At 64.7% G+C, this 24,738-nt stretch carries 18 protein-coding genes and 1 tRNA gene; 6 read left to right on the top strand and 13 right to left on the bottom strand.

Annotation, left to right across the window (positions count from 1 at the left end; genetic code table 11):
* Positions 1-31: 31 nt before the first annotated feature.
* From PMI04_RS11635 to PMI04_RS11615, 5 genes are read right to left on the bottom strand one after another with little or no spacing between them, the layout of a single operon-like run.
* Positions 32-1,003 (bottom strand): AAA family ATPase, encoded by a 972-nt coding sequence (locus PMI04_RS11635; protein WP_007705430.1) that lies wholly within the window; start codon positions 1,001-1,003, stop codon positions 32-34.
* Positions 1,000-1,626, bottom strand: coding sequence for a dTMP kinase (gene tmk / locus PMI04_RS11630; protein ID WP_007705428.1), 627 nt, complete (start codon positions 1,624-1,626; stop codon positions 1,000-1,002). The genes PMI04_RS11635 and tmk overlap by 4 nt, the downstream gene beginning before the upstream one ends.
* 10 nt (positions 1,627-1,636) lie before the next feature.
* On the bottom strand, positions 1,637-2,800 hold the full coding sequence (locus PMI04_RS11625) for a D-alanyl-D-alanine carboxypeptidase family protein (protein WP_007705425.1): 1,164 nt from the start codon (positions 2,798-2,800) through the stop codon (positions 1,637-1,639).
* A gap of 47 nt (positions 2,801-2,847) precedes the next feature.
* On the bottom strand, positions 2,848-3,807 hold the full coding sequence (locus PMI04_RS11620; protein WP_238535875.1) for a septal ring lytic transglycosylase RlpA family protein: 960 nt from the start codon (positions 3,805-3,807) through the stop codon (positions 2,848-2,850).
* Between the two features lie 37 nt (positions 3,808-3,844).
* Positions 3,845-4,897 (bottom strand): lytic murein transglycosylase, encoded by a 1,053-nt coding sequence (locus tag PMI04_RS11615; RefSeq protein ID WP_007705419.1) that lies wholly within the window; start codon positions 4,895-4,897, stop codon positions 3,845-3,847.
* A 365-nt stretch (positions 4,898-5,262) separates the two neighbouring features.
* Between PMI04_RS11615 and PMI04_RS11610 the strand changes: the two genes are divergently transcribed.
* Both PMI04_RS11610 and PMI04_RS11605 read left to right on the top strand, forming a co-directional pair.
* Positions 5,263-5,352 (top strand) — tRNA-Ser (locus tag PMI04_RS11610).
* Between the two features lie 28 nt (positions 5,353-5,380).
* Positions 5,381-5,770 (top strand): hypothetical protein, encoded by a 390-nt coding sequence (locus PMI04_RS11605; RefSeq protein WP_007705417.1) that lies wholly within the window; start codon positions 5,381-5,383, stop codon positions 5,768-5,770.
* Positions 5,771-6,106: 336 nt separating this feature from the next.
* Here the strand turns inward: PMI04_RS11605 and secA are convergent, their stop codons facing one another.
* Positions 6,107-8,851, bottom strand: coding sequence for a preprotein translocase subunit SecA (secA, locus tag PMI04_RS11600; RefSeq protein WP_007705414.1), 2,745 nt, complete (start codon positions 8,849-8,851; stop codon positions 6,107-6,109).
* 256 nt (positions 8,852-9,107) lie between these two features.
* Here secA and PMI04_RS11595 point away from each other — a divergent pair, with 256 nt between their 5' ends.
* From PMI04_RS11595 to PMI04_RS11580, 4 genes are read left to right on the top strand one after another with little or no spacing between them, the layout of a single operon-like run.
* The gene (locus PMI04_RS11595) at positions 9,108-10,622 is read left to right on the top strand and encodes a glycosyltransferase family 39 protein (protein WP_238535874.1); all 1,515 of its coding nucleotides are present in this window, start codon (positions 9,108-9,110) and stop codon (positions 10,620-10,622) included.
* A gap of 50 nt (positions 10,623-10,672) precedes the next feature.
* Complete coding sequence (argJ, locus tag PMI04_RS11590; protein ID WP_037485330.1) at positions 10,673-11,899, top strand: bifunctional glutamate N-acetyltransferase/amino-acid acetyltransferase ArgJ; 1,227 nt, start codon at positions 10,673-10,675, stop codon at positions 11,897-11,899.
* Between the two features lie 12 nt (positions 11,900-11,911).
* Positions 11,912-12,709, top strand: coding sequence for an inositol monophosphatase family protein (locus tag PMI04_RS11585; protein ID WP_007705405.1), 798 nt, complete (start codon positions 11,912-11,914; stop codon positions 12,707-12,709).
* Positions 12,710-12,726: 17 nt separating this feature from the next.
* The gene (locus tag PMI04_RS11580) at positions 12,727-13,338 is read left to right on the top strand and encodes a glutathione S-transferase family protein (RefSeq protein WP_007705402.1); all 612 of its coding nucleotides are present in this window, start codon (positions 12,727-12,729) and stop codon (positions 13,336-13,338) included.
* A 54-nt stretch (positions 13,339-13,392) separates the two neighbouring features.
* On the opposite strand, the gene trxA is transcribed toward PMI04_RS11580, so the two are convergent.
* The 7 genes from trxA to PMI04_RS11545 are packed head-to-tail and all read right to left on the bottom strand — an operon-like array spanning position 13,393 to position 24,624.
* Positions 13,393-13,740, bottom strand: a complete 348-nt coding sequence (gene trxA, locus PMI04_RS11575; protein WP_349293599.1) for a thioredoxin TrxA — start codon at positions 13,738-13,740, stop codon at positions 13,393-13,395.
* A gap of 32 nt (positions 13,741-13,772) precedes the next feature.
* The gene (gene addA / locus PMI04_RS11570) at positions 13,773-17,183 is read right to left on the bottom strand and encodes a double-strand break repair helicase AddA (protein ID WP_007705398.1); all 3,411 of its coding nucleotides are present in this window, start codon (positions 17,181-17,183) and stop codon (positions 13,773-13,775) included.
* Positions 17,164-20,142: a double-strand break repair protein AddB gene (gene addB / locus PMI04_RS11565; RefSeq protein WP_007705394.1), complete on the bottom strand. Its 2,979-nt coding sequence runs from the start codon at positions 20,140-20,142 to the stop codon at positions 17,164-17,166. Before addB ends, addA begins: the two co-directional genes overlap by 20 nt.
* The gene (locus PMI04_RS11560; RefSeq protein WP_037485328.1) at positions 20,135-20,842 is read right to left on the bottom strand and encodes a nucleotidyltransferase family protein; all 708 of its coding nucleotides are present in this window, start codon (positions 20,840-20,842) and stop codon (positions 20,135-20,137) included. Before PMI04_RS11560 ends, addB begins: the two co-directional genes overlap by 8 nt.
* Positions 20,839-21,828, bottom strand: coding sequence for a phosphotransferase (locus PMI04_RS11555; RefSeq protein ID WP_037485325.1), 990 nt, complete (start codon positions 21,826-21,828; stop codon positions 20,839-20,841). Before PMI04_RS11555 ends, PMI04_RS11560 begins: the two co-directional genes overlap by 4 nt.
* Positions 21,825-22,283 carry a tRNA (adenosine(37)-N6)-threonylcarbamoyltransferase complex ATPase subunit type 1 TsaE gene (gene tsaE, locus PMI04_RS11550; RefSeq protein ID WP_007705385.1) on the bottom strand — a complete coding sequence of 153 codons (459 nt, stop codon included), beginning with the start codon at positions 22,281-22,283 and terminating at the stop codon, positions 21,825-21,827. Before tsaE ends, PMI04_RS11555 begins: the two co-directional genes overlap by 4 nt.
* Positions 22,276-24,624 (bottom strand): PAS domain-containing sensor histidine kinase, encoded by a 2,349-nt coding sequence (locus PMI04_RS11545; protein WP_007705382.1) that lies wholly within the window; start codon positions 24,622-24,624, stop codon positions 22,276-22,278. The genes tsaE and PMI04_RS11545 overlap by 8 nt, the downstream gene beginning before the upstream one ends.
* Between the last annotated feature and the right edge of the window lie 114 nt (positions 24,625-24,738).

Below are 24,738 nucleotides of genomic sequence, written 5' to 3'. Positions count from 1 at the left end.
GCCGCTGTTGCCTCGCGCGAAAAGCGGCTTTTCAGCCCTCGCTTGGCGCGAGCGCCGCGACATGCCCCGCAAGCTCGAAGACGACCGATCCGGGGTCGAGAGACAGGATGATCGCGCCCCCCGCCAACTGTCTGGCCGCTTCCCAATGATCGAGGGCATGGCCCAAGGGGGAGCCCTGCCGCGTTCGGGCCGCCTGGGCGATGAACGCGGGTGCACGCTCCAGAAACGCCTCATAGCGCGGGCGCGCAGCCTTCGTTCCCAGCGCTTTGGCAAGTTGCAGGCGTTGTCTGTTACCCGGATCGCCGTCTTGCGCGATCATCGACAGAGATTTTTCTATCGCCGCAAGATCCAGCCCGGCATAGCGCATCGCCCGCCCCGGCGACCCCTCGCCCGCCCGCACCAGCGCCTCCAGTTCATGCGCGTCCAGCGCCCCATTCTCCCGGCGCAGGATCGTCATCATGGCGTCGTCGGTAAGCGGATCAAAGCGCATCGTGCGGCACCGCGACCGGATCGTGGGCAAGAGCCGTCCCGGCGCATGGCTAACCAGCAGGAAGATCATGTCGGCCGGCGGCTCTTCGAGATTTTTGAGCAAGGCATTGGCTGCACCGCGCTCCAGATCGTCAGCGCTGTCGATCACGACGATACGGCGCGACGACAGCGACGGGGCCGACTGGATCAGCCGCTGCAGGCCACGTATCTGATCCACGCTGATGTTGCGCGCGGTCACGCCATCTTTTTCCAGCGGTGCCAGCTCGACATAATCGGGATGCGCGCCAGCATCGATCAGGCGACGGACCGGATGATCCTCCGGCACATATATTCCATCGCTGGCCACCCCCGGACCCGTCGCATCGGCCAGCAGTCGCAACGCGATAGCGCGAGCGAAACTCCCCTTGCCGATGCCCCTGGGACCGCTCAATATCCAGCCATGATGTATGCGGCCGCTTGCCGCCGCCGCCATCATGATCCGGGCCTGCGCGTCATGGCCGATCAATGACGTCATGGCAGCAGATCAGCCAGTGCAGCCAGCAGGCGTCCTGTCACATCAGCAGCATCGCCGGAGGCGTCGATGGTACGAATGCGCTCTGGCTCCGTGGTCGCAAAACGAACGAAGGCTGCGGCAACTGCCCGGTGGAAATCGCGATCGCGTCCCCCGATGCGATCGGATGCGGTTCCGTCCCGAATCAGTGCCCGTGCTTCGGCCTGCTCGGCCGGCAGCTGCAGAAATAATGTCCGGTCCGGCAGGAAGCCCGCGCTGCCTAGGGCGTGCAGGGTCAATATGTCGGCGTCGTCCAGATCGCCCTGCCCCTGATAGGCGCGACTACTATCGAGAAAACGGTCGGACAAGACCCAGGCACCGCGCGCCAATGCCGGCCGGATCGTCTTCTCGATATGGTCGGCGCGGGCCGCGGCAAACATCAGCGCCTCCGCGCGCGGGCTCCAGCGATCATCCCCGCCCGTCAACAGCATGGCGCGAATGGCCTCTGCGCCTTCGCTGCCGCCCGGCTCACGGGTCTCGACGACCTCCAGGCCACCCGCGCGCAGCGCCGCCGCCAGCGCGCGCAACTGGGTCGATTTGCCGGCGCCCTCGCCGCCCTCCAAGGTGATGAAACGGCCAGGGTTCACGCGAACAAACTCAACCGAACAGCGATTTCAGGCCGTTCCAAAGGCGACCGAACATCCCCGCCTCGGCGACATCCTCGCCCGCGACAAGCGGCATCACCTGTGGCGGGGTATCGGGTGTCGATACGATCAGTTCGGCAATCTTCTGCCCCTTGGCGATCGGCGCCTTGATCGGGCCGGTATAGACGACCTTTACATTGACGTTCGCCGATGCCGTGCGTGGCAAGGTTACGGCCAGGTTCTGCGGCGCGACCAGCGCGACGCTGGTGGCACTGCCAAGCTGAACCTCGGCCGTCTCGACCGTCTGCCCTTTCTTGAACAGCGGCTGTGCCTTCCATGCCTTGAAGCCCCAGTCCATAAAACGGACTGACTCGGTGATCCGGCCGTTGAAGGTCGGCAAGCCGGCAACCACCATCACCAGCCGGCGGCCATCCTGCTCGGCCGATCCGGTGAAGCCGAAACCCGCCTCTTCGGTGTGCCCGGTCTTGAGGCCGTCCGCACCGGGGATCTTGCCCAGGATGGGATTGCGATTGGCCTGATTAATGTCCGACCCGCCCATCGTCTTGCCCCAGGTGAAGGACCGGGTGGCGTAGAACCGCTTGTAGAGGTCAGGCGTCTCCTCGATCGTCCCCTGCGCCAGCTTGGCGAGATCCTCGGCGGTCACATAGGTGACGCCTTCATCCGGCCAGCCGTTGCTGGTGCCAAAATGGCTGTTGCGAAGGCCCATGCGCCTGGCCTCCTCGTTCATCAGCGCGACAAAGGCCTGTTCGGTCCCGGCGATCCCCTCGGCCAGCACCACGCAGGCGTCGTTGCCCGAGAGCGTCACGATGCCGTGCAGCAGGTTTTCGACCGAAACCTGCTCGCCGGCCGACAGGAACATCGTCGAACCGGCCTGCGGGCCGTGCCACTTCTGCCAGGTTTCGGGGCGGACAGTGAATTTCGTGTCGAGCTTGAGTTCGCCCTTCTGGATCAGGCGGAAAGCGACATGCGCCGTCATCATCTTGGCGAGCGATGCCGGCGGCATCCTGGTTTCGCCGCCCTTGTCATAGAGCACCGCGCCCGACGACAAATCCTTCATGTAAGCGATCGGCGCCTCGCTGGTGTAGGGCGGCGCGGCGGCGACCAGCGGCTGGGCCAGCAGGCCGACGAACAAGGTGGCGGCAATGGATTTCTTCATGAACTCAAGCCTTCGACTGAATGGATTCGCTGGGCGGATCGCGATGCCTATCGCGCGTCATTAGCCATGATCCGGGCATTCTCAAAGCCCTTCGCGGCAGCAGCCTTCATGCCGGCCTGCGCTGCCGCCTGGGTTGGGTAAGGACCATAGCGGATGCGCCACATGCCGGCGCCCTCCGCCACCTGCGCGCCGATCTGCCGCGCCAGCGCGTCGGCCCGGCTGCGCGAGGAAAGAGCAGCCACCTGAACTACATAGCCGCCGCCGCTGGCGGCTGGCGCTGGCGGCTTCGAGGCTACAGGCGCGGGCGTCGCGCTCGATCTGGCTGGGACAGAAGCCGGCGCGGCTGGCATGGGTGCGGGCTTGGCGATGCCGTCATAGGAAACCCCTGGCCGTGCCGGGAGCGGGCTGGCCGCCCGCAGAACCGCTGTTTTGTCAGGCGCCGTTGCCGATGCCGCCGTCACCGGGCGGGCGACCGGCGCAACCGGTGATTGCGGCAGGCGAAGGCGCAACGCCTTGATCAGGGCCGGCGGCGCGGCAATTCGCTCGGGTGCGCGGCCATGGGACCGCAACAGGATTTTTTCCTGCTCCGGCGGATTGACCCGACGCACCCGGACAGCGGCCGTGCTGCCGCTCACGATACCCAATTGTTCGGCAGCGCCGTGCGACAAGGCGATAATCTTATCATTGGCCAATGGCCCGCGATCGTTGATCCGCACCAGGATGGTGCGCCCGCTATCCAGCGCGGTCACCTCGACATAGCTCGGCATCGGCAACGTCTTGTGGGCGCCGGTGACGGCGTCGGGCAGAAATGCCTCACCATTGGCCGTAACCTTGCCGGACGCATCGTCGCCATACCAGCCGACATAGCCAACCTCGTCATAATTGGCGGTATCGGCCGGCGTGTAGGTGACACCGCCGACCTGATAGGATGGCCCTGTCGTGGCCGGACCGTCGACGGCAGCGGCCTGCGCCGATGGTGGCGGAGCTGCCTGTCCACTGCTGGTCACAAAAGTCAGCGCACCGCAGCCAGCCAGTATCCAGAACCTATTGTTTGACCGCATCCGCCAGCAACCCCACAGACAAAGCATAGAAATTGGAACAATTATAATCCAGGATCGCGCGATAGTTGCTGGTCAGCAGATAGGCGGTCTTACCCGGCCCGTCCGGCTCCAGCAGCGTTGCCAACACCGTATCCGCCGGCCAGATCCCGCTGCTGGGATACAGACCCAGTTTGCGCCATTCTGCCATGCTGAGCCAGCGGCTGTGCCGGTTGAATACGCGCGGGCAGCGCGGCGCCGTGGTCCGGGCCGCGACCGTCCCGCGATCGAAACCGGCAGGAACGCTGACCGCCACGCCCCAGGGCTGACCGCGACGCCAGCCCGCCGCCACGAAATAATTGGCGATCGACGCCAGCGCATCCGCCTCGCTGGTCCATATGTCCGCCTTGCCGTCGCCATCGCCGTCCTTTGCCAGGCGCAGATAGACGGACGGTAGGAATTGGGGATAGCCGGTGGCTCCGGCCCAACTCCCGACCAGTCGACTACGCGGGACGCCATTATCCAGCATCTTGAGCGTCGCCAGCAGTTCCGGCTCGAACAATGTGCGCCGACGCCCTTCATGGGCCAGGGTCGCCAGCGATCGGATCAGGTCGAAATCGCCGGTATAGGCGCCGTAATTCGTCTCATGGCCATAGATCGCGACCATGATCTCCTCGGGCACGCCGGTTTCCGCTTCGATCCGCTGCAGGCGGGCGCGATTGGCCGCATAGACGCTGCGGCCACGGCTGATCCGGGCAGCATCGACATGCTGACGCCGATAGGGTTCAAAATTCGGGATCGGTGAATAAGCCCCGCCCCCCGGCTGACTTTGGTCCAAAGCGACGACGCGGGGATTGATCGTCAGCGTCGGGAAAACCGCATCCAGCGTTGAATCGCGGATACCCATCGCCCGCGCCTTGGGACGCAGCGATTCCAGATAGGTGCGAAAGTCACCATCATCCTGCGCCATCGCGATGGATGGCGTGCAGACGCCGGCTACCATGGTCGCCACACCCAGCATCAGGGCAATGGCCAGCGAGCTAATCCGAGAATCTGCCATCCGCCTTTTGTGGCACAGGGATGGCGGCGGGCGAAACCCCTTAACCGCATCCGCCGGCCATCGGAGCGCAAAGCTGATGAATGTCCCGCCAGTGTGACTGATATGCCGTTCCGCGCCCGAATGGCGCTATCCGCAGTGATTGAAGCAGGAAAATACCAGGACTTTCGGTATCATACCCCAATAGTGGTATGACGAACCGCAGCAGCTTTCATAGGTGCCAACGGGTTCTGGTGCCCGACAGTTGCCGGAAACGCTCCCCGCTTGCCCCTTGCGGCGGGGAGCGCATCGGCCTTTCTCATCGCATTATCGCCATATGCCATTTTAGGCTTGGCTTGGCGGCCGGGTTCGCTAGGAAGCGTCGCAACGGAAGTGTGGCCGAGTGGTTTAAGGCAGCGGTCTTGAAAACCGCCGTGGGTGCAAGCTCACCGTGGGTTCGAATCCCACCGCTTCCGCCATCGCTGGGAAATGTGGAGCACCGAGCGAATGGAGTTTATATTCGAGATCGTTCTCCAGTTTCTCGGCGAGATATTGCTCCAAATGGTTGTCGAACTGCTCGTTGAACTGGGCTTTCACAGTCTCGCAGACACTGCGAAGAAACCGAAAAATCCGGTGCTGTCGACCATCGGCTTTGTTCTTTGGGGATCAATGGCTGGCGGTTTGAGCCTATGGATATTTCCCCACTCGTCCATTTCGAACCCACGCCTCCGGGCGCTAAACCTAGTCATCGCGCCGATCGTCGCTGGCATTCTTATGACGTTGATCGGACGATTTAGAGACAGACGAGGGCAGGATTTGGTCAGCTTGGACCGATTTGGATATGCCTTTGTTTTTGCGCTTTCTATGTCATTGGTACGCTTCCTCTGGGCGAGTTAGGCCCGGCCAAGCACCTGGGCAAACCGCAGCAGCACCCCGCGCTCAGAGGCGCAGGGTGCTGGCAGCGTCAAGGCGGAAGGAATGTAGCATCTGCCTGTGCCAATCGCGGTGCCCGGCCCGTGCCTCAAAATGCCGCCGATCGCGATTCCAGCGATGACACGGGTTCGTCGATCGGAGCGACGACACTGATGGCGGCTATGGCCGCCGCCGACATGCTCGGCCCGTGCCCCGCTAGCCCGATGGCCGATCCATGATGAATGAAGTTGTCCTGATAGTGAAAAGGGGCGCGGTTCAGTCGAACCACGCCCCCTTCACTATTCTGCGATGAGCAGCCAATCAGTTCAGCGCACCATGGCAATGCTTGTACTTCTGGCCCGATCCGCAAGGGCATAGCGCATTGCGGCTGATATCGAGATTGGCGAACTCGCCCGGTGCCACATTATCTACCGGGGGACGCGGAATCGTGGTCGTGATCCCGGCGATCTGACCGCCGTCGATGTCGGCACTGTTATCTTCGCCCGAGAAGGGGTCGATATGCGTGGTGATGAAGTCGGGCAGCACCGGCAGATCGAACTGCGGCGGCGGCAGCGCGTCGGCGCTGTCCATGCGGAATTGCACACGGGCGATCGAGCCGGTCACATCCTCACGGATATTTTCCAGCATCCGCTCGAACAGGGCAAAGGCTTCCTGCTTATATTCATTGATCGGGGTTTTCTGCGCATAGGCGCGCAGATGCACGACCTGCCGCAGGGCATCGAGCGTGGAAAGATGCTCCTTCCAATGATGGTCGAGGCTCTGGAGCAGGATGCTCTTTTCGATCATGTGCCAATCTGCGGCGTCAATGTCCTGGATCTTGTCCGCAACAGTGGCGTCGGCCAATGCCGACAGGCGCTGCTCGATCATCTCCGGGTCGACCGCATCTTCGGCGAGCCAGGCGTCGAAATCGGGTTCCAGGCCAAGGATAGCGGCCGTCCGCGCCTTGAGCGTCTCCATATCCCACTGTTCGGGATAGCTGCCCGGAGGACAGGATGCGCCGACCAGATCGTTGACCGTTTCGTGCCGCATGTCGATGACGACATCGTCCACGGTCTGGGAATCCATGATGTCCGCCCGCTGCTCATAGATGACCTTGCGCTGGTCATTCATCACGTCATCATATTCGACGACCTGCTTGCGGATGTCGTAATTGCGGGCTTCAACCTTGCGCTGGGCGGTTTCGATCGCCTTGCTTAGCCACTTGGACGGCGGCAATGCCTCGCCATCCTCCAGATTCGACCGGATCATCTTGGCGAACATCGTGTCCGGTCCGAAGATGCGCATCAGATCGTCGTCGAGGCTGAGATAGAAGCGCGACAGGCCGGGATCGCCCTGGCGCCCCGAACGGCCGCGCAACTGATTGTCGATACGCCGGCTCTCATGACGCTCCGTCGCCAGCACGAACAGGCCACCGGCGGCCAGAACCTCTGCCTTCTCAGCGACGATCTCGGCCTTGATCTTCTCGATCGCGGCGTCCCGTTCGGCGCCCTCGGGCATGCCGGCCAGTTCATCCTCGACCCGCATCTCCAGATTGCCGCCGAGCTGAATGTCGGTGCCGCGACCCGCCATATTGGTGGCGATCGTCACCGCGCCCTTGCGCCCGGCCTGGGCCACGATATGCGCTTCGCGTTCATGGAAGCGGGCGTTCAGCACCGCATGCTTGACGCCTTCCTGGTTCAGGAATTCGGACAGCATTTCCGACTTTTCGATGGACACCGTGCCAACCAGCACTGGCTGGCCGATCTCGGCATGGACCTTGATGGTCTTGGCAATGCCCCGGAACTTGTCTTCCAGATTCTTGTAGAAGCTGTCTTCCTCGTCGATCCGCTGCACCGGCTTGTTGGTGGGGATGGTGACGACGTTCATCTTGTAGATTTCGTAGAATTCGGTCGCTTCGGTCGAGGCGGTACCGGTCATGCCCGAAATCTTGGGGTACATGCGGAAATAATTCTGGAAGGTCACCGACGCCAGCGTCTGGTTCTCCGGCTCGATATTGACGCCTTCCTTGGCTTCCACCGCCTGATGCAGGCCGTCCGACCAGCGACGGCCATCCATCATGCGACCCGTGAATTCGTCGATGATGACGACTTTGCCGTCCTTGACGATATAGTCGATGTCACGGCGGAACATCACGACCGCGCGCAGCGCCTGGTTGACGTGATGGACGACCTGGGTGTTCTCGAAATCGTAGAGATTATTGCCCTGCAGAAGGCCCGCAGTCTCCAGCAGGCGTTCGATCTTCTCGGTGCCGTCCTCGGTCAGCGTGACGGTGCGCTGCTTCTCATCCTTCTCATAGTCGGCATCGTTCATCTGCTTCACGATCGCATCGACCGCGACATAGAGTTCCGACTTGTCGTCGGTCGGACCGGAAATGATGAGCGGCGTGCGGGCTTCGTCGATCAGGATCGAATCGACTTCGTCAACGATCGCGTGGTTGAACGGCCGCTGGACCATCGAGGCACGGTCATATTTCATATTATCGCGCAGATAATCGAAACCCAGCTCGTTGTTGGTCGCATAGGTGATGTCGGCATTATAGGCCTCGCGGCGCTGGTCTTCCGACAGGTTGGGGACGATCACGCCGGTGGTGAGCCCCAGGAAACGATAGATCTGGCCCATCCACTCACAGTCGCGGCTGGCCAGATAGTCGTTCACCGTGACGACATGAACGCCCTTGCCCTCCAGTGCGTTGAGATAGGTTGCCAGCGTCGCCACCAGCGTCTTGCCCTCGCCCGTGCGCATCTCGGCAATCTCGCCGCGATGGAGCACGATGCCCCCGATCATCTGGACATCGAAATGACGCATGCCCAGCACGCGCACGCCAGCCTCGCGCACAGTGGCGAAGGCTTCGGGCAGCAAGTCGTCAAGCGTCTCGCCGCCGGTCAGCCGCTCACGGAACCGGACGGTCTGGTTCGCCAGTTCCTCGTCACTCATTGCCTGGACTGCAGGTTCAAAGGACGCGATCTGGTCGATGACCTTGCCCAGCGATTTCACATAACGTTCGTTGGACGATCCGAAAATGGACTTGGCGAGTGCGCCGAACATGCAAATTCCTGACAAAATGGGGACGCGCCCGCCCGAGGGGGCGTACACGCAGACATGCGCCGCGATTTAGGCACGGTACGGCGGTTAGTCAATCAAGCGCCGTGCGTCCTATTGTCGTCACATGCCTGTCCCATGGGCGGCTTTTGCGGTGCCATGCCGTCCTGCCGTCGCGGGGACAGCCTGGATAACCGAAAATATTTTGCGCAATGGCATCCTGTTCTCCAAGGATGCGGCGACAACAAGGGGCGAAAGCAAGGTGTATCGTTTCATTTCGACGGCGCGGGCGGATCGTCCCGGCCTGCCGGTCGCAGGCCTGATTGTCGCGATCCTGGCCTTATGGTTCCTTGCTGCCGCCATCGCGGCCCCGTTCGATCATGATGAAAGCCAGTATGTCGCCGGCGCCTATTTCAGCGCCCGACTGACGATCTTCCGGGACTTTGCCTATCTTCAGCCGCCTTTGCATGCCTGGACATTGGCACCGCTCAGCCTGTGGGCGCCTGGGCACATGGTCCTGGCGATGCGCCTTGCGACGGCGCTCATGGCGCTGGCGTCGCTCGGCCTGATCGCGGTGGCGCAACGCATCGCCGGCATTTCACGGTTCAGCGCCACCCTTGCTACATTGCTGGTCGCTGCAACGGCCGCCTTTCAGTTCACCGCCAGCGTCGTCCGCAACGACATGCTCGCGACACTGCTCGCATCGGCAGCCATGCTCATTACCCTGCAGGCCCTGCGCCGCTGCAATGGCCGGCATTGGATCGCTGCGGGTATTTTCTATGGCCTGGCGATCGCCACCAAGCTGAACTTTGCCCCGCTCGGCCTTGCCGTCGGTCTGTTCGTGATCACGGCGGGCGGGCGGGGCGGCATGCGCGCCGCGATGCTGCTGGCATTCGGATCGATACTAGGCATGGGGCCACTCCTGCTTGGCTGGATCGCCGGTCCGGAGGGCTTCGTCTATGGCGTGCTGACTTATGGTATGACCGCGCCCCATGCCTGGTACGCCGCCAATGGGGCGGCCCATGAACTGGGAGGGCTTGAGAAGGCAACCGATCTCCTCAAATATCTGTGGAAAGGGCCTGCGCTGGCGGCGCTTCTGCTGCAGGCTGCAAACCGGTTCGCGATGCGGGGACGTGTCCGCTCGCCTGGTCGCCGCCTCGCTATCTGGATGGCCGCCGGCGCCTTGATCGGGGCGGCGCTGCCCACGCCGACACAAATCCAGTATCTGATGCCGCTCTTGCCGCCGCTGGCACTGGCGCTTGGCTATATGTTGGATGACGCCCGCCACTGGCCGCAGCGCCTGCGCGTAGGGGCGATCACCCTGATGTGCGTTGCTACCATTCCCGGGATGCTACCCGCTATACGCGACTTCGCCGCCGTGCGCCACGGAGCACCGCTGTTGCAGGCGGAGGCCAACGCCCATTGGCTGGGTCGGCTGGTCCGCGCCTCCGGTGGCCATGCCGTCCTGACCCTGTCGCCGCATCTTGCTGTCGATAGCGGACTGGCCATCGACGCGCGCACTGCGACAGGCCCCTTTGTCTATCGAACCGGCTGGACGATCGACCCGGCCAAGGCACGACGCCTCCATATGCTGGCTCCGGCCACGCTGCCCGATCTCGATCGCGCGCCGCCCGCTGCAATCCTGACCGGCTATGAGAATGGCACCCGGAAATTGCCGTTGCGCCCCGACGAAAGCCTGATCCGCTATGCCCTGCGGCGCGGCTATCATATGGTTCCGATGCCGGACGGCGTCGGGCGCCTCTATCTGCGGGATTAGCGCCCGAACCGGGCATTGACGGAGGGGGGATTTCGCTCATGCCGCGCCCCATGACAGACCGCTCGCCCCTCGCCCCCGCTGCCTTCCCTGCCCTGCCCGCCGTTGCCGGCGTAACCTTGCGGGTTGCCCGGGCGCGATACAAGAATTGGGACCGCTGCGACCTTACCTATGTCGAGCTGGACGCGGGCACGGCGGTCGCCGGCGTGACGACGCAGAGCAAATGCCCCTCGCCCGAGGTCGAATGGTGCCGTGACGCCATTCCGCTGGGCCAGGCCCGCGCCGTCGTCGTCAATGCCGGCAACGCCAACGCCTTTACCGGTCATCGCGGCCGCGCGGCGGTGGAAGCGATCGCCGCCAAGGTCGCCAATCACCTGTCCTGCCAGCCGTCCGACATCTTCGTCTCCTCGACCGGCGTGATCGGCGTGCCGCTGCCGATCGACAAGGCCGAGGCCGGCCTGGAAGCGGCCTTCATCGCCGCGCCCTGCGGCTGGGAGGATGCGGCGAACACGATCGGCACCACCGACACCTATGCCAAGGGCGCCCATGTCTCGGCGATGATCGGCGACACCCGTGTCGATCTGGTCGGCATCATCAAGGGGTCGGGCATGATCGCGCCCGACATGGCGACGATGCTCGGCTATATCTTCACCGATGCCGCGATCGAGCCGGCGCTGTTGCAACAGATGCTCTCGGCCGCCAACAAGCGGACCTTTTCCTGCATCACGGTCGACAGCGACACCTCGACCAGCGACACGGTGCTGGCCTTTGCCACCGGCAAGGCGACTAATACGCCGCTGGTGTCAATGGATGACGCCGGCGCGGACGCTTTCGCCGCCGCTTTGTCCGACCTGTGCCGCCAACTCGCCCATCTGGTCGTCCGCGACGGCGAAGGCGCCAGCAAGTTTATCGAAATCACGGTCGAGGGCGCCGAAAGCGATGCCAGCGCCCATCGCATTGCCCTCTCCATAGCCAATTCGCCGCTGGTGAAGACCGCGATCGCAGGCGAGGACGCCAATTGGGGTCGCGTGGTCATGGCCGTCGGCAAGGCCGGCGAACCGGCCGAGCGCGACAAGCTCGCCATCCGCTTCGGCGCGACCCAGGTCGCCGCCGGCGGCCTGGCGCTGGACGGCTATGACGAGGCGCCGGTGGCCGCCCATCTCAAGGGGCAGGATATCGTCATCGGCGTCGACATCGGTCTGGGCGACGGTCGCGCCACGGTGTGGACCTGCGACCTGACCCATGGCTATATCTCGATCAACGCGGACTATCGCAGCTAAGGGGACCGGCGCATGATGGTCGAACTGCATGATCCCGTCGTCGCGCTGATGCGCCAGGTCGGGCGCGACATCGTCATGCCCCGCTACCAGAATCTGGCGGCGGAAGAGATTAGCGAAAAAGCGGCGAACGACTTCGTCACCATCGCCGACAAGGAAAGCGAGATCCGGCTGGCCGAAGGGCTAGCCTCGATCCTGCCCGAAGCCGGGGTCATCGGCGAGGAGGCTTGCGCGGCCGACCCGTCGATCCTCGACCGTGCCGGCGACGGGCTCAACTGGATCATCGATCCGATCGACGGCACCGGCAATTTCGCGTCAGGCAAGCCGCCCTTCGGCATCATGATCGCGCTTGCCGACAATGGCGCCACTTTGGCCGGCTGGATCCTCGATCCGCTGACCGGGCGGCTGTGCCATGCGACCCTGGGCGGCGGCAGCCATGTCGATGGCGAACGGATCATGGCGAAGGAAAGTGAAGGCGACCTGCCGATCGCGGCCATTTCTACCATCTTCATGGAAGCCGAGGAACGGGCCGAGATGGAGCGCAAGTCGCAGGCTATTTTCACCATGGTGGACATTCCCCGTTGCGCCGCCGAGCAATATCCCCGGCTGGTGCTGGGGCAGAATGACGTGTCGATCTTCGCGCGCGTGCTGCCTTGGGACCATGCGGCCGGCACCCTGTTCGTCAATGAAGCGGGGGGCTGCTGCCAGCGGCTCGACGGCAGCGCCTATCGGGTCGGTGAACAGCGTCGGGGCCTGATGGGCGCGTCTTCGCCGCGCCTGTGGGATCTGGCGGCCAAGACCTATTACGCCTGACCAAAGGAATACCGACTATGCTGACGATCTGGGGCCGCCTCAATTCGCATAATGTGAAGAAGGTCGCCTGGTTCGCGCAGGAAATCGGCCTGCCCTTCGTCCGCCATGATGTCGGCATGGAACATGGCATGTCCGACGCCTATCTGGCGATGAACCCCAATCGCCTGATCCCGACGATCGAGGACGGCGATGTCATGCTGTGGGAATCCAACGCGATCCTGCGCTATCTCGCCCACCGCTACGCCCCGGAGGAGATGTATCCTGCCGACGCGGCTTTGCGGGCGCAGGGCGACAAATGGATGGATTGGCAGTTCAGCTTTGCCGATGCCCAGCGCGACGCCTTCATCCAGCTGGTGCGACGCCAAAGTGGACAGCGAAACTTACAGGTGATCGAGACATCGGCGCAGGCCTCGGCTGCGGCGATGGCGATCCTCGACCGGGCGCTGGCGGACCGGGAATGGCTTTCGGGTGTCAACTTCGGTGTCGCGGATGTACCGATGGGCGTCTACGCTCACACCTATTTCACGCTCGACATGAGGCGGCCTGACCTGCCGCATCTGCGCGCCTGGTATGAGCGGCTGCGCGAGAAGCCGGCCTATGTCGAAACGGTGATGATACCGCTCAGCTAACAAAAAAAGGGACGGCAGCTTGGCTACCGTCCCTTTTTTAAATTCATCAGAGGCTTAGAGGACGCTTTCGATCCAGCCCTTGAGCGCGCTCTTGGGCGCGGCGCCGACCTTGGTCGCGGCCGCTTCGCCATTCTTGAACAGGATCATCGTCGGGATGCCGCGCACGCCATACTGGCTCGGCGCATCGGGATTTTCATCGATGTTGATCTTGGCGATGGTGACCTTGTCGGCCAGTTCCTCGGAAATCTCTTCCAGAGCCGGGCCGATCATCTTGCACGGGCCGCACCATTCCGCCCAGAAGTCGACAAGCACGGGCTTGTCGGCATCGATCACGTCCTGCTTGAAGCTGACATCGGTAACTGCCTTGGTGGCCATAACTGCAAACTCCTTAAGTTGGTTGATATCTAGGATGGCTGCACGCCCTGCTCAACGGGTCAGAGCGGCAAATATTGCTGCGTGGGCGAATAGCCCGGCTTGTACGGTGCCAATTGATCGATGGACAGCGGCAGGAGGCGTGCCGCGCTGGTATAAAGCAAGGCAGCCTCCACGCGGCGACCGGGGAAGATCACCTCCAGCGCGGCGACATAGGCCGCCATCTGTCGGACATGGGCGATCGGGACTTCGTCGGCGCTGCGTGGCGTTACCCGGCCCGTCTTGAAATCGACCAATTGGACCCGGTCCGGCTCCACCCGCAGTCGATCGACGGTACCCGCGATCACCGTCTCGCCCACCACCGCCGCAATCGGCGCCTCGGCAAGCGCTTCAGGCGCGAACAGGTCGGCGAAATGCGGATCCTCGATCACTCGCAGCGCATGGTCGATCACGTCGCGGCGCAGCGCGGCGTCCCCTGCCCCCTGCTGCTCCAGCCAGCGATCGGCCCCCTCGCGTCGTCGCTCGATGGGCAGGTCCGACAAGCGCTGGAACAGGGCATGAAGCCAGCGACCGCGCTCGGCCGCTTGGCGCATCGCGGCGGTCGGCGGCGGGTTGGGCACATCATCCTCGACCGGTGCCGAAGGCGCCAGCGGCCGGGGCGGACGCTGTTCGGCCGGCGCCGGCGCCCGCAACCAGTCGGGTTCGACCACGACCGGTTTATCCTCTGCGCTTGCGGGCTGTGCTGCCTTGGGCGCCAGCACCTCGGTTCCGCGCCAGCGGCGACGGGCGCCCCACAGCGGATCGGCCTCCCAGTCGCAGCCCATATCGACCATCGCGGCATCGACCGCGCCGTACCAGCTTTGCGGCTTGACCTCACCCTTGGCCCTTGGCCCGAGCGATCCGGCGACGACCAGCTTCTCCTCGGCACGGGTCAGCGCGACATAGAGGAGGCGCCAATGCTCCTCGCGCTCGATCGCGGCGGCATCGGCCGCGACGTCGCCGATCGGCCCCAGCCGCTCGCCCTTGCGCGGCGCCAGGATCGGCAGCCCGTTCCATTCGAGCAAGTCCATGCGATTGCCCGCATCAGGATCGAGACAGGCGTCGGCGAGAATGACGATCGGCGCCTGCAAGCCCTTGGCGCCATGGACGGTCAGCAGCCGAAGCGCGTCGCCCTGCGCCGCGGCGTCGCGGACGATCTCCACCTCGCCCCGGTCGAACCAGTCGATGAAGCGCTGCAATGAGGGATGATCGTCCGCCTCGAAGCCGAGAGCCGCGTTCAGCAATTCCTCGATCGGGTCGGCCGCTTCCGCACCCAGCCGCTCGATCAGCCGGCGCCTGCCGTCCATCGGGCCGGACAGGATCGCCTCCAGATAGCGATAGGGGGTGGTGAAGTCGGCCTGCCCCAGCAATTGGCGCAGCGGCAGCAGCTCCGCATCGTCCAGGCGCTGGAGCAAATGGCGCCAGAGGCCGCCCTTGCGACCGATCGCCCGTTCCATCAGTTCGTCCTGGGTCCAGCCGATCAACGGCGACACCAGTAGCGCGGCAAGGTTGAGGTCATCTTCTGGCTGCACGGCGAAACGCAGCGCAGCCAGCAGGTCGCGGACCGCCAGCGGGGCGTTGAGGCGCAAACGGTCGATTCCCGCGACCGCAACCTTTTCCTCATAGAGACGCGCGACGATCAATCGCGCCAATTCGCTGCGGCGGCGGACCAGGATCATGATGTCTCCGGGCCGGACCGGGCGCCCACGCGCCTCCAGCATCATTTTCTCGTCGATCCATTGGCGGATCTGGCGCGCGATTTTGCTCGCCAACTCCCGTTCCTGGTCGGCGACCCAGTCTTCCTCGCCCTCGACCTCTTCGACCAGACCCGCGATCGTCGGCTTCCACAGCAACACCTCACCGGGATGGCGATTGGCGCTTATGTGGCGGACCTCGCCGTCGGCCAGCCCCAGCGCCTGCGCTCGCAAGGTCGCGATCGTCCGGTCGACCAGATCGAGTACCGGCGGGGTCGAACGGAAGCTGTGATCGAGCGACAGGTCGTGGAAGGGGTGACCGGCCCGGTCGGCATAATGGCCGAACACCAGTTGGGCGTCGGAGAACGCCTTGGGACTGGTGCCCTGGAAACCGAAGATCGCCTGCTTGAAGTCGCCGACCGTAAAGAGCGTCCTGACCTTGGCGCCTGGCTCCCATTCATCCGTAAAAAATTCTTCGGTCAGCGCTTGCACGATCCGCCACTGACGAATGTTGGTGTCCTGCGCCTCATCGACGAGAATATGGTCGATCCGCTGATCCAGCTTGAAACGAATCCATTCAGCGATCCCATCCTGCTGGAGCAGGGCAGCGCAACGTTCGATCAAATCATCGAAATCGACCGCGCCGGCGAGCCGCTTGGCCTCATCATAGGCACGGGCATAGGCGCGCCCGGCATGGAGGGCGCGGGCCAGCAGCGCGGCATAATCGGCCTGCAACTTGACCCCGATCAGTTCGGCGCAGCGGGCATGGAGCTGCGCCGTCGCCTCGCCATAGCCGTCGATCGGCGGCACCCATCCCTTGGCAGAGATCAAGCCCCCGTCCGCCTTGGCCCAGGCGCCGTGCAGCTCGCTCAATGTTGCGCCACGCCCCGCAGGATCGCGTCCGCGCCAGGCGGCGATCCGGTCGCAGCGTTCCAGTGCCCGGCCGGTGCCCCAGTCGGCATTGGCCTGCGCTACCCAGGCAAGGCTGCGCATGTCGAACGTCGCATCGCTGCATTGTTCCGCCAGCCAGGCGTCGATATCACCTTCGGGCAGGTCCAGCTCGCGCATCAGCCAGGGGCCGATATCGCCCGGCAGGGCCGCCAGTGCCGACAAACGCGCGGCACAGCGCAACAGGAAAGTCTCGGCTGCGCCCTCGCCCAGGCGCAGGCTGAGCGCCTGCAAGGCGTCGATCAGCGCACTATCGCCCAGTTCCTCGGCCCGGATGACCATGTCGGCCAGCGTCTGGCGGGCCAGCACGCCCTGTTCGCGCGCATCAAGCGGCCGGAAGCCGGGCGCGAGGTCCGCCTCCAGCGGGAAGGAGGCCAGCAATTGCTGGCAGAAGCCATGAATGGTCTGGATGCGCAGGCCGCCACCGGTCGATTCCAGCACTTCGGCGAACAGGCGCCGAGCCTTGTCCTGCATCTCCGGGCCATGATCCTCGCCCAGGGCCATGAGGTCTTTTGCCAACTCAACGCCATCAAGTTGAACCCAGGTGGCGAGGCGGTCATGGATGCGGTCGGCCATTTCCGCCGCGCCCGCCTTGGTGAAGGTCAGGCACAATATATTTTCCGGTCGTACCCCCTGCAGCAGCAAGCGGAATACGCGCGCGGTCAGCACATGGGTCTTGCCGGTGCCGGCCGAGGCCGACAGCCAGACATGGGCATCAGGTGCGGCGGCCAGCGCCTGCGCGCCGGCCAGCGGCTGCAGCGGACTGGAGCTTCTAGCCATCGTCGCGCCCATACCATTCCTCCAGCCGCATCAGCTGGTCATAATCGCCATAATTGGCCACTTCCGGATTGACCTGCGCGGCGAAGGGCGCGGCGCCCGTCAGCCAGGTTTCGGCCGCCTCGCGGAACTGGTCATAGACGAAGGCGGTGAAATCGGCGGTGACGATCTTGTCGCGCTTGCCGATCGGATCGACCGGGCTCTCGCGATAACCAAAGGCATCGCCCTTCTTGGCCAGCGACCAATATTCAAAACTGCCCGCCACCCGTGCGCCCGCAACCCCCGGGAAAGCGCCATCGGCGGATTCCGCGATCAGGCCAAGCAGGCCGAGTTGCAGCGCATAGCCGCCGCGCACCTGTCGCGCGCTGGGCGGCTTGCCGGTCTTGTAGTCGACGATGCCGATGCTTCCGTCGGGCATGCGGTCGATCCGGTCGGCCTTGCCGGTCAGCAGCACGCCGGCAATCTCTGCCTTGCCCTCGGTCTCTACCGCCAGGATGTCACGGCCCGCCGCCTGATCCTTCGTCACTTCGGCCGCGATCCAGCGGATCGCCTCCATCAGGCGCGGTTGCCACAGGGCGCGCAGCAGCGGATGGACATCGGGCCGGGCGAACATGGCGCGAGCGCGGGCCTCCAGATCGGCCGGATCGCGGCTGCCATCCTGCGCCCAATGCTCCAATATCTCATGCACGACCGTGCCACGCCAGGCCGGCCCGGCATCGGCATCGACCGGGTCGAGGCGATTGAGTTTCAGGATGCGCCGGGCATAGAAGGCGAAGGGATCGGCCTTCAGCCGGTCGACATCGGTGACGGGAATCCGGGTCGGCCGGGCGGCGAGCGGCGGCACCGGCGCGGGGCGCGCGGCCGGCCGGTGGCTGGGCGGCAGGTCCAGCGCAGCGGCTAGCAGGCGATAACGATCGGCGGTCTTCCATTGCGGCCCCGCCATCGCCTTCAGCCGCAGCCAGAAGCGCGAGGCTATCGCCGGACCAGCGCTGCCGCGCCGGGCGCGCGTGATGAGCACATGGGGTGCGCCGAGCGCGCTCGCGAAATCATGCGCGGCAAGACCGATCCGGGTTTCCAGGCCCGGCAGGCCCATCTCGCGGCGGATGCGCGGCGCCAGCCATGGATCAGGCGATGGCAGGCCCGGCCAGCTGCCTTCGTTAAGGCCGCCCAGGATCATGAGGTCTGCTTGCACCAGCTGTGCCTCGACCAGGCCCAGGATGGAAATGCGCGGATGCCCGCCCTGCGGTGGGCGGACGGACACGCCGCCCAGCATATGGTCGAGCAGCGCTGGCAGTGATCGGATGTCGGCCTGGCGCGGCCCTTCGGTGGCGGCCGCTTCCATCTCGGCGAAGAGGTCGGCGGCAGCGTGGCCCTGATGTCCGGCCCACAGTGCGTCGTTGGTGAGGGCACCGGCCTGTTCGCGCACCGCCGCCAACTGTCCCGCCAGATCGGGTGCCAGGGCAAAGGCAGCTTCCAGCGGTTCGAGCAGATCGCGCGCCCAGGGCCACCAGGTTCGGGCTTGCGCACGAATATCCCGCTGCCGGTCCTCGCCCTCGCGCGGTGCAAGCAGCAGGTCGATCCCCTGAAGCCCCGCCTGGGGACGTGGCCCACGCAGCAGCAGGTCGAGCAGGCGCACCCCCTCCAGCCAGGCCAGGCGCATCTCGCCACGCATCACCAGCGGATGCTTGAGCAGGGTCAGCAGGGCAACGGGCGCGAACCGTTCCGCGGCGGCCTGCGCCATGGCGATAAGCAAGGTCCCGGGCGGCAGACGGGATAGCGGCTGGCCAGCCGAGTCATCGGCATCGATCCCCCAGCGGCGCAGATGGGCAGACACCCGCACGGCCAACTGGCGGTCGGGCGTGACCAGCGCGGCGGTACGTTCCTTGGTCTCCAGCGCTTCGCGGAGTGCGATCGCGATCGCCTGGGCTTCCTCGCCGGCCGTGGCGACCTCCAATGCCTCCACGCCCGACAGCGATCGATCGGCAGTCTTGAGGTCGCGCCAACGTGTTGTCAGCAACGGCGGCAGCATCGCATTCGAGATGTTGCGTCCACGCACGGCGCGGGCATCATGCTCGCTGCCCCAGCGCCATAGCGCGATATCGTCGCGGGTGACGCCCATCCGGTCGAGCAAGCGTTTGAGCGCATATTGCGGATGGGTTTCGTGCCCCGCAGGAGCGCGACCAGTCGTCGGATCGGCGGGAAAGGGGCCGATCGCCTTCCACCCATCCTCGTCCATATGCTGGTCGAGTCCGGCAAAGATGACCTGCCCCTTGTCCATCGCGGCGATCCGGCGCAGAAGCCCGGCAATGGCCGGCGCGGTGGTCGCGATGCCGGCCGCGATGACAAATCCTTCGGGCGGTTCAACCGCCCAGCGCGCAGCGACCCGGTCGAACAGCCGGTTGCGACGCTCGGTAAGATCGATCAGGCCAAGCCGGGCCAGTTCCGCCGGCCAGCGCGCCGTCAGAATAGCAAACAGGTCCAGTGACTTCTGCCAGTGGGATGACAGGCCATCGGTCAGTTCCAGCACCGCCAGTCTATCGACCGACAGTCGTTCGACCTGCATCTGGTCAAGCACGATGGCCAGCGCCTGTCCCAATTGCAATGCCTGGGCGGCATCGGCCGCGCCACCGCTATCCTGGACCATACGGGCCAGGATCATCTGCCGCCGCATCGGCCCGATGGCGGGGGGAATATCGGCCCCTTCCCAGAGCGGATCCAACGCGCCACCGACCTGTTCACCCAGTTCCGGATCGCCGAGAGTGACGAGGCGTGGCAATAAAAGGCCGCCCTCGGCCCGGCGAACAAAGGCGTCGCTTACCGCCCGGACCGCGCGATTGCTGGGCAGCAGAACCATGCCGCGCGCCAATATGACCGGGTCGTTACCATGCTGGGCCAGGATACCGGCGGCCAGCGCATCGGCAAAGGCGCGGTGCGAAGGGATATTGTACAGGGCGGGGTGAGATCGATCACCCATAGGCGAGCATGGATTCCACGACCGGGATGGCCTGTGGCGTACCGACGTCGAACCAGAGGCCCTGGTGCGACACGCCATAGAGCCGCCCGGCGGCGATCGCGCGGTTCCAGAAGATGTTGGTCGAAAAGACGTCGGCGGGCGGATCGGTCAACAGGCTGGGCGCCATGATCTGAACGCCGGTGAAGACGAAGGGGGCGACATGGCCCGTCTTGCGCCGTGACAACAGGCCATCGGCCGCCATATGGAAATCGCCCGGCCCGCTGTGGCAATAGGCGCGCGCCTGCGGCACCAGGAGCAGCAGCGCGTCCATGCGGACGGGATCCCAGATGCGCTGCATCATGCCCAGCGTCTCCGCCGGCCCGTCGATCCACAGATTGTCGCTGTTGGCACAGACGAACGGTTTGTCGCCCAACAGCGGCTTGGCATGGATCAGGCCACCGCCGGTTTCCAGCAGCTTGGGCCGCTCATCGGAGATACGGAACGTCATGTCCTTGCGCGTCTTGAGGTGCGCCTCGACCGTGTCCGCCAGATAATGGACGTTGACCACAACGGTCTTGATCCCACCCGCCGCCAGCCGATCGAGCGCATGGTCCATCAGGGGCTTGCCCGCAACCTTGACCAGCGGCTTGGGCCGGGTTGCGGTCAGCGGACGCATCCGCTTGCCGAGGCCTGCGGCCATGAGCATTGCGGTCTCGATCATGCTTGGGCGTGCGCTTCCAGCGCATGATGCCGCATGTCTGCGGGAATATTGGCGTCGAACCAGGTCTTGACCGGCGCCAGCGCGGGGTGGGCCAGATCGCGCTCCAGCAGCCCCCACATGCGCGGCAGATAGGAGAGATAACGCGGCTTTCCATCGCGTTGCCACAACCGGGTGAATATCCCGATGATCTTGGCGTTACGCTGGGCGCCCAATATGGCATAGGCCGCATCGAAATCGGCAGGTGGCAGCGCCGCTACCCGATAGCGCGCCAGCATCGCCGCCTCCAGCTCCGGCGACACGTCGCGCCGGGCGTCCTGCAGCAGCGAGACGAGGTCATAAGCGGGATGCCCGGCCAGCGCGTCCTGGAAATCCAACAGACCAAGGCCGCGTGCTTCGGGCCGGTCGATTAGCATGATATTTTCGGCATGATAGTCGCGCAGCACCGTCACCACCGGACTTTTCGATTGGTCCGCGATCGGCAGCACCGCATCCCAGGCCGCACGATAGGCGTCGACATCGACAGCCAGACCAACGGCCGGGCAATACCATTCCGTCAGCAACCCGACTTCGCGCTGATAGACGGCGTGGTCATAAGCGGGGACATCGGCTGCAGGCAGCCGATGGAGGTCAGCCAGCAGGTCGATGGCCCGGCCATATACCGCCAGTTCATCTTCCGCGTTGTGGGATTCGGCATATTCCTTCAGCCGCTCGTCCCCGAAATCTTCGATCAGGACCAACCCCTGATCCAGATCGCGGGCCAATATCTGCGGTGCGGCAAAACCCTGTCCGACCAGATGTTCGGCAATGGCGATGAACGGGCGCGGATCCTCGTGCGGTGGCGGCGCATCCATCAGGACGGCGCGCCGGCCGCCGTCCAGCACACGGAAATAACGGCGGAACGAAGCATCGCCGGCAAGCGGAACAATGGCGGCACCATCCCAGCCCGCCTGGGCAAGGAAGGCGGGGGCGGTGGCGGGTGGGATCATATCTGTGACCATCGGTCCGTCCAAGCGTCGGGCACGTCCGCTGTCAAGCGGCGAGCGCCATCGGGCGCGAATGCGATGTTCAATCGCAAGGCATGGGACCATAGCCGATCCCCCAGACGATCGGGCCATTCGATGATCAGAAGGCTGTCGAGCAGATATTCGTCCAGTGCCAGTTCCGCTGTCTCCGCCACGTCGTCGAGGCGATAGAGATCGACATGGGCAACAGGCAGGCGCACGTCGGGAACGTCATAGGGCTGGACGATGGCAAAGCTTGGGCTAGGCGCCTCGCCTTCCAACCCAAGGCCTTCGAGCAGGCCACGGGCCAGCGTCGTCTTGCCCACGCCCAGCCCGCCTTCCAGGGCGATCACATCGCCGACGCGGACATGCCGAGCCAGGCGGCGACCCAGCGCGATCTGCGCCTCTGCGCCGTCAAGGACCAGGGTCTGCTCAGCCACGCGGCAGCTCGATCACGGCCATGGTACCCTGCCCCGGTTCGGAGATCAGCTGGAACGTACCGCCATGGGCTTCGGCCAATTGCTTGACCAACGGCAGGCCTATGGTCGCGCGCCCGCCCTTGCGGGTTTGTTCGGCGCGCGTGATCGGATCGAAAATGGCCGCGCGGCGCGCGGTCGTGATGCCCGGGCCATTGTCGGACACGACCAGCCGCACCAGATCCGGTCCGCCGTCGCCATGCACCAAGATCCGTGCACCTTCGCCACAGTAGCGCAGCGCATTTTCGAGCAGATGATCGATCGCCTGTCCGATCCGCCGCGCGTCCCCCTGCACCGGACCCAGACTATCCTGCAGCGTGACCGCCAGGTCGATTCCCTTGGCGTTGGCGTCGCCCTCCACCCGGGCGGCGCTTTCCCGGACCAGCACGGCCAGATCCACGGCGGTCCGTTCGATCGGCAACGTGCCCGCCTCCCCCTGGGTGAGGTCGAGCACATTATCGATCAGCATCGACAGGCGGCCGGTGCTCTGCAAAATGCCATCGACATATTCCTTCGCGGCATCGCTCAATTCCCCCGCATAGCCGGCGCTCATCATCTCGGCGAAGCCGGCGATCGTCGTCAGCGGCGTGCGCAGTTCATAGCTCATATTGGTCACGAAGGCGGTCTTGACCTTGTCCGCCTGTTCAAGCGCCTCGTTGCGATCGCGCAGCACCTGTTCCACCCGCCGGCTGTCGGTGACATCCAGCATGGTGAAGAGCGCATTGCCATCGGGTAGCGGAATGGCGGCAAATTCAAAGACGCGGCCATCGGCAAAGCCGACATGACCGACGCGCTGCTTGCGTTCGACGGTCGCGGCCCGAACCAGTTCGCGTACCAGATTGCTCTGTTGCGGCTTTGCAAGGCGGGTCTGCACCGTCCGCATCAGCTCATCAATACGCGGATGGGCTGCCAGCGCCTCTTCGCTTACCCCCCAGATGATCCGGAACCGGCTGTTCCACAGATGCAGTCGTCCATCGGAGGAAAAGACCCCGATCGACTCGAACAGATTGTCGAAAGTCGCGGTCCGCACCCGCAACAGGGTATCGCGCGCGCTCGACAGCTGGACCTGCTCAGTCCGGTCCTCGAAGATCAGCAACAGCCCGCCATCGGGCAACGGCTGCGCATAGACGCGCAAATGGGTGCCATCCACCAGCAGCCAATTCTCCTCCAGCGGATCGGGCGACAGGAACCAGTCCCGTCGCTCCGCCCGCCAGGCGGGGAAATCGCGATTGTCCGGCAACCGCCGCGCATCGCGCATCTGGTCCAGCACCCGTTCAAACAGGGGCGTGTCCGCCAGTGCATCCTGATTGAGTGCGAACAGGCTGATGAAAGGCTGGTTCCAGAAACGCAATGCCCGATCGGGGCCGAATTGGGCGACGCCCGCGGACAAGCGGTCGAGGAGGTCGCGCTGCGCCGCTTCCAGCCGTCGATGCTCGACGCGTGCCTGCTCCAGCTCATGCTGATCCATGGCAAAGCCGGCCACCCCGGCATCGCCCAGCGGGACATCGACCACCCGCATCGTTCGGCGTTCGCCGTCGATGGTGGCCGGCACCATACGCGCAATCGGACCGCCCCCCGCGACAGCCTCTGCCGCTGCGTCCTGTGGACTGAGGCCGCTCACAGCCTCGACCAGTTCAGTTCCGTTGGCGATCACTTCACGCGCGCCGGGACTGTCGACGGCGCGCACATAGGCGCTGTTCACCAGGCTCAGCCTAAGGTCGGGCGTACGATGCCACATCGGGAACGGCGCGGCCTCGACCAGCCCGGCCAGCGCTTCCAGGGCATCGCGCAACTGGCCGACGGTGGCGGTCAACGCCTGGATTTCGGACTGGCTGTCCGTCGCGTCGAAAATCCACAGGACCACGCCACCATTGGCGGCCAGCCCAGGTCCGGCCGGTGCGCCCCGGACCAGCAAGGTCCGCGACGAGCCCGTGCCGCGGATTGGCAGGGAAAAGCTCTTGCCAGCCTTCTGCGCCGCAGCGATTTCCTGTCCCAATATCGCGCCGTCGGCCGGCTCCAGTCCGCTGTCGGGCGCGGTAAGCTCCGAAACAAAGGCCGGCACCCGATCGCGCCCCAGCCATTTGGCCAGACGGTCGGCGGCTTCCATGCGGCCATCGGGATGGATGATGATCGGGGCTGCCGGCGCCGACGACAGGAGAATCGCCAAACGGTCGAGCTTGCCCTGGGCCTGCATCCCCTCGCGCCGCATCCGCTGACCGGTGAACAACGCCCAGATCGCTGCGCCCAGCCACGCGGCCAGGACGACGCCAAGCAACAGAGTTGCGAGCGGGCTCGTCATTGCCATTGCACCATTCCCGCTCCGCCAGCGACCAACATTGTTTCGTTCATATGGATAGTGGGACTATCGCAACTCGGCGATAGCGGAAAGCATCCAGATGGAAGGAAGATACAAAGAATG

The sequence above is a fragment of the Sphingobium sp. AP49 genome, assembly GCF_000281715.2.
In the GTDB taxonomy this organism is placed as follows: Bacteria; Pseudomonadota; Alphaproteobacteria; order Sphingomonadales; family Sphingomonadaceae; genus Sphingobium.
This window is presented reverse-complemented; position numbering and strand designations above follow the sequence as displayed.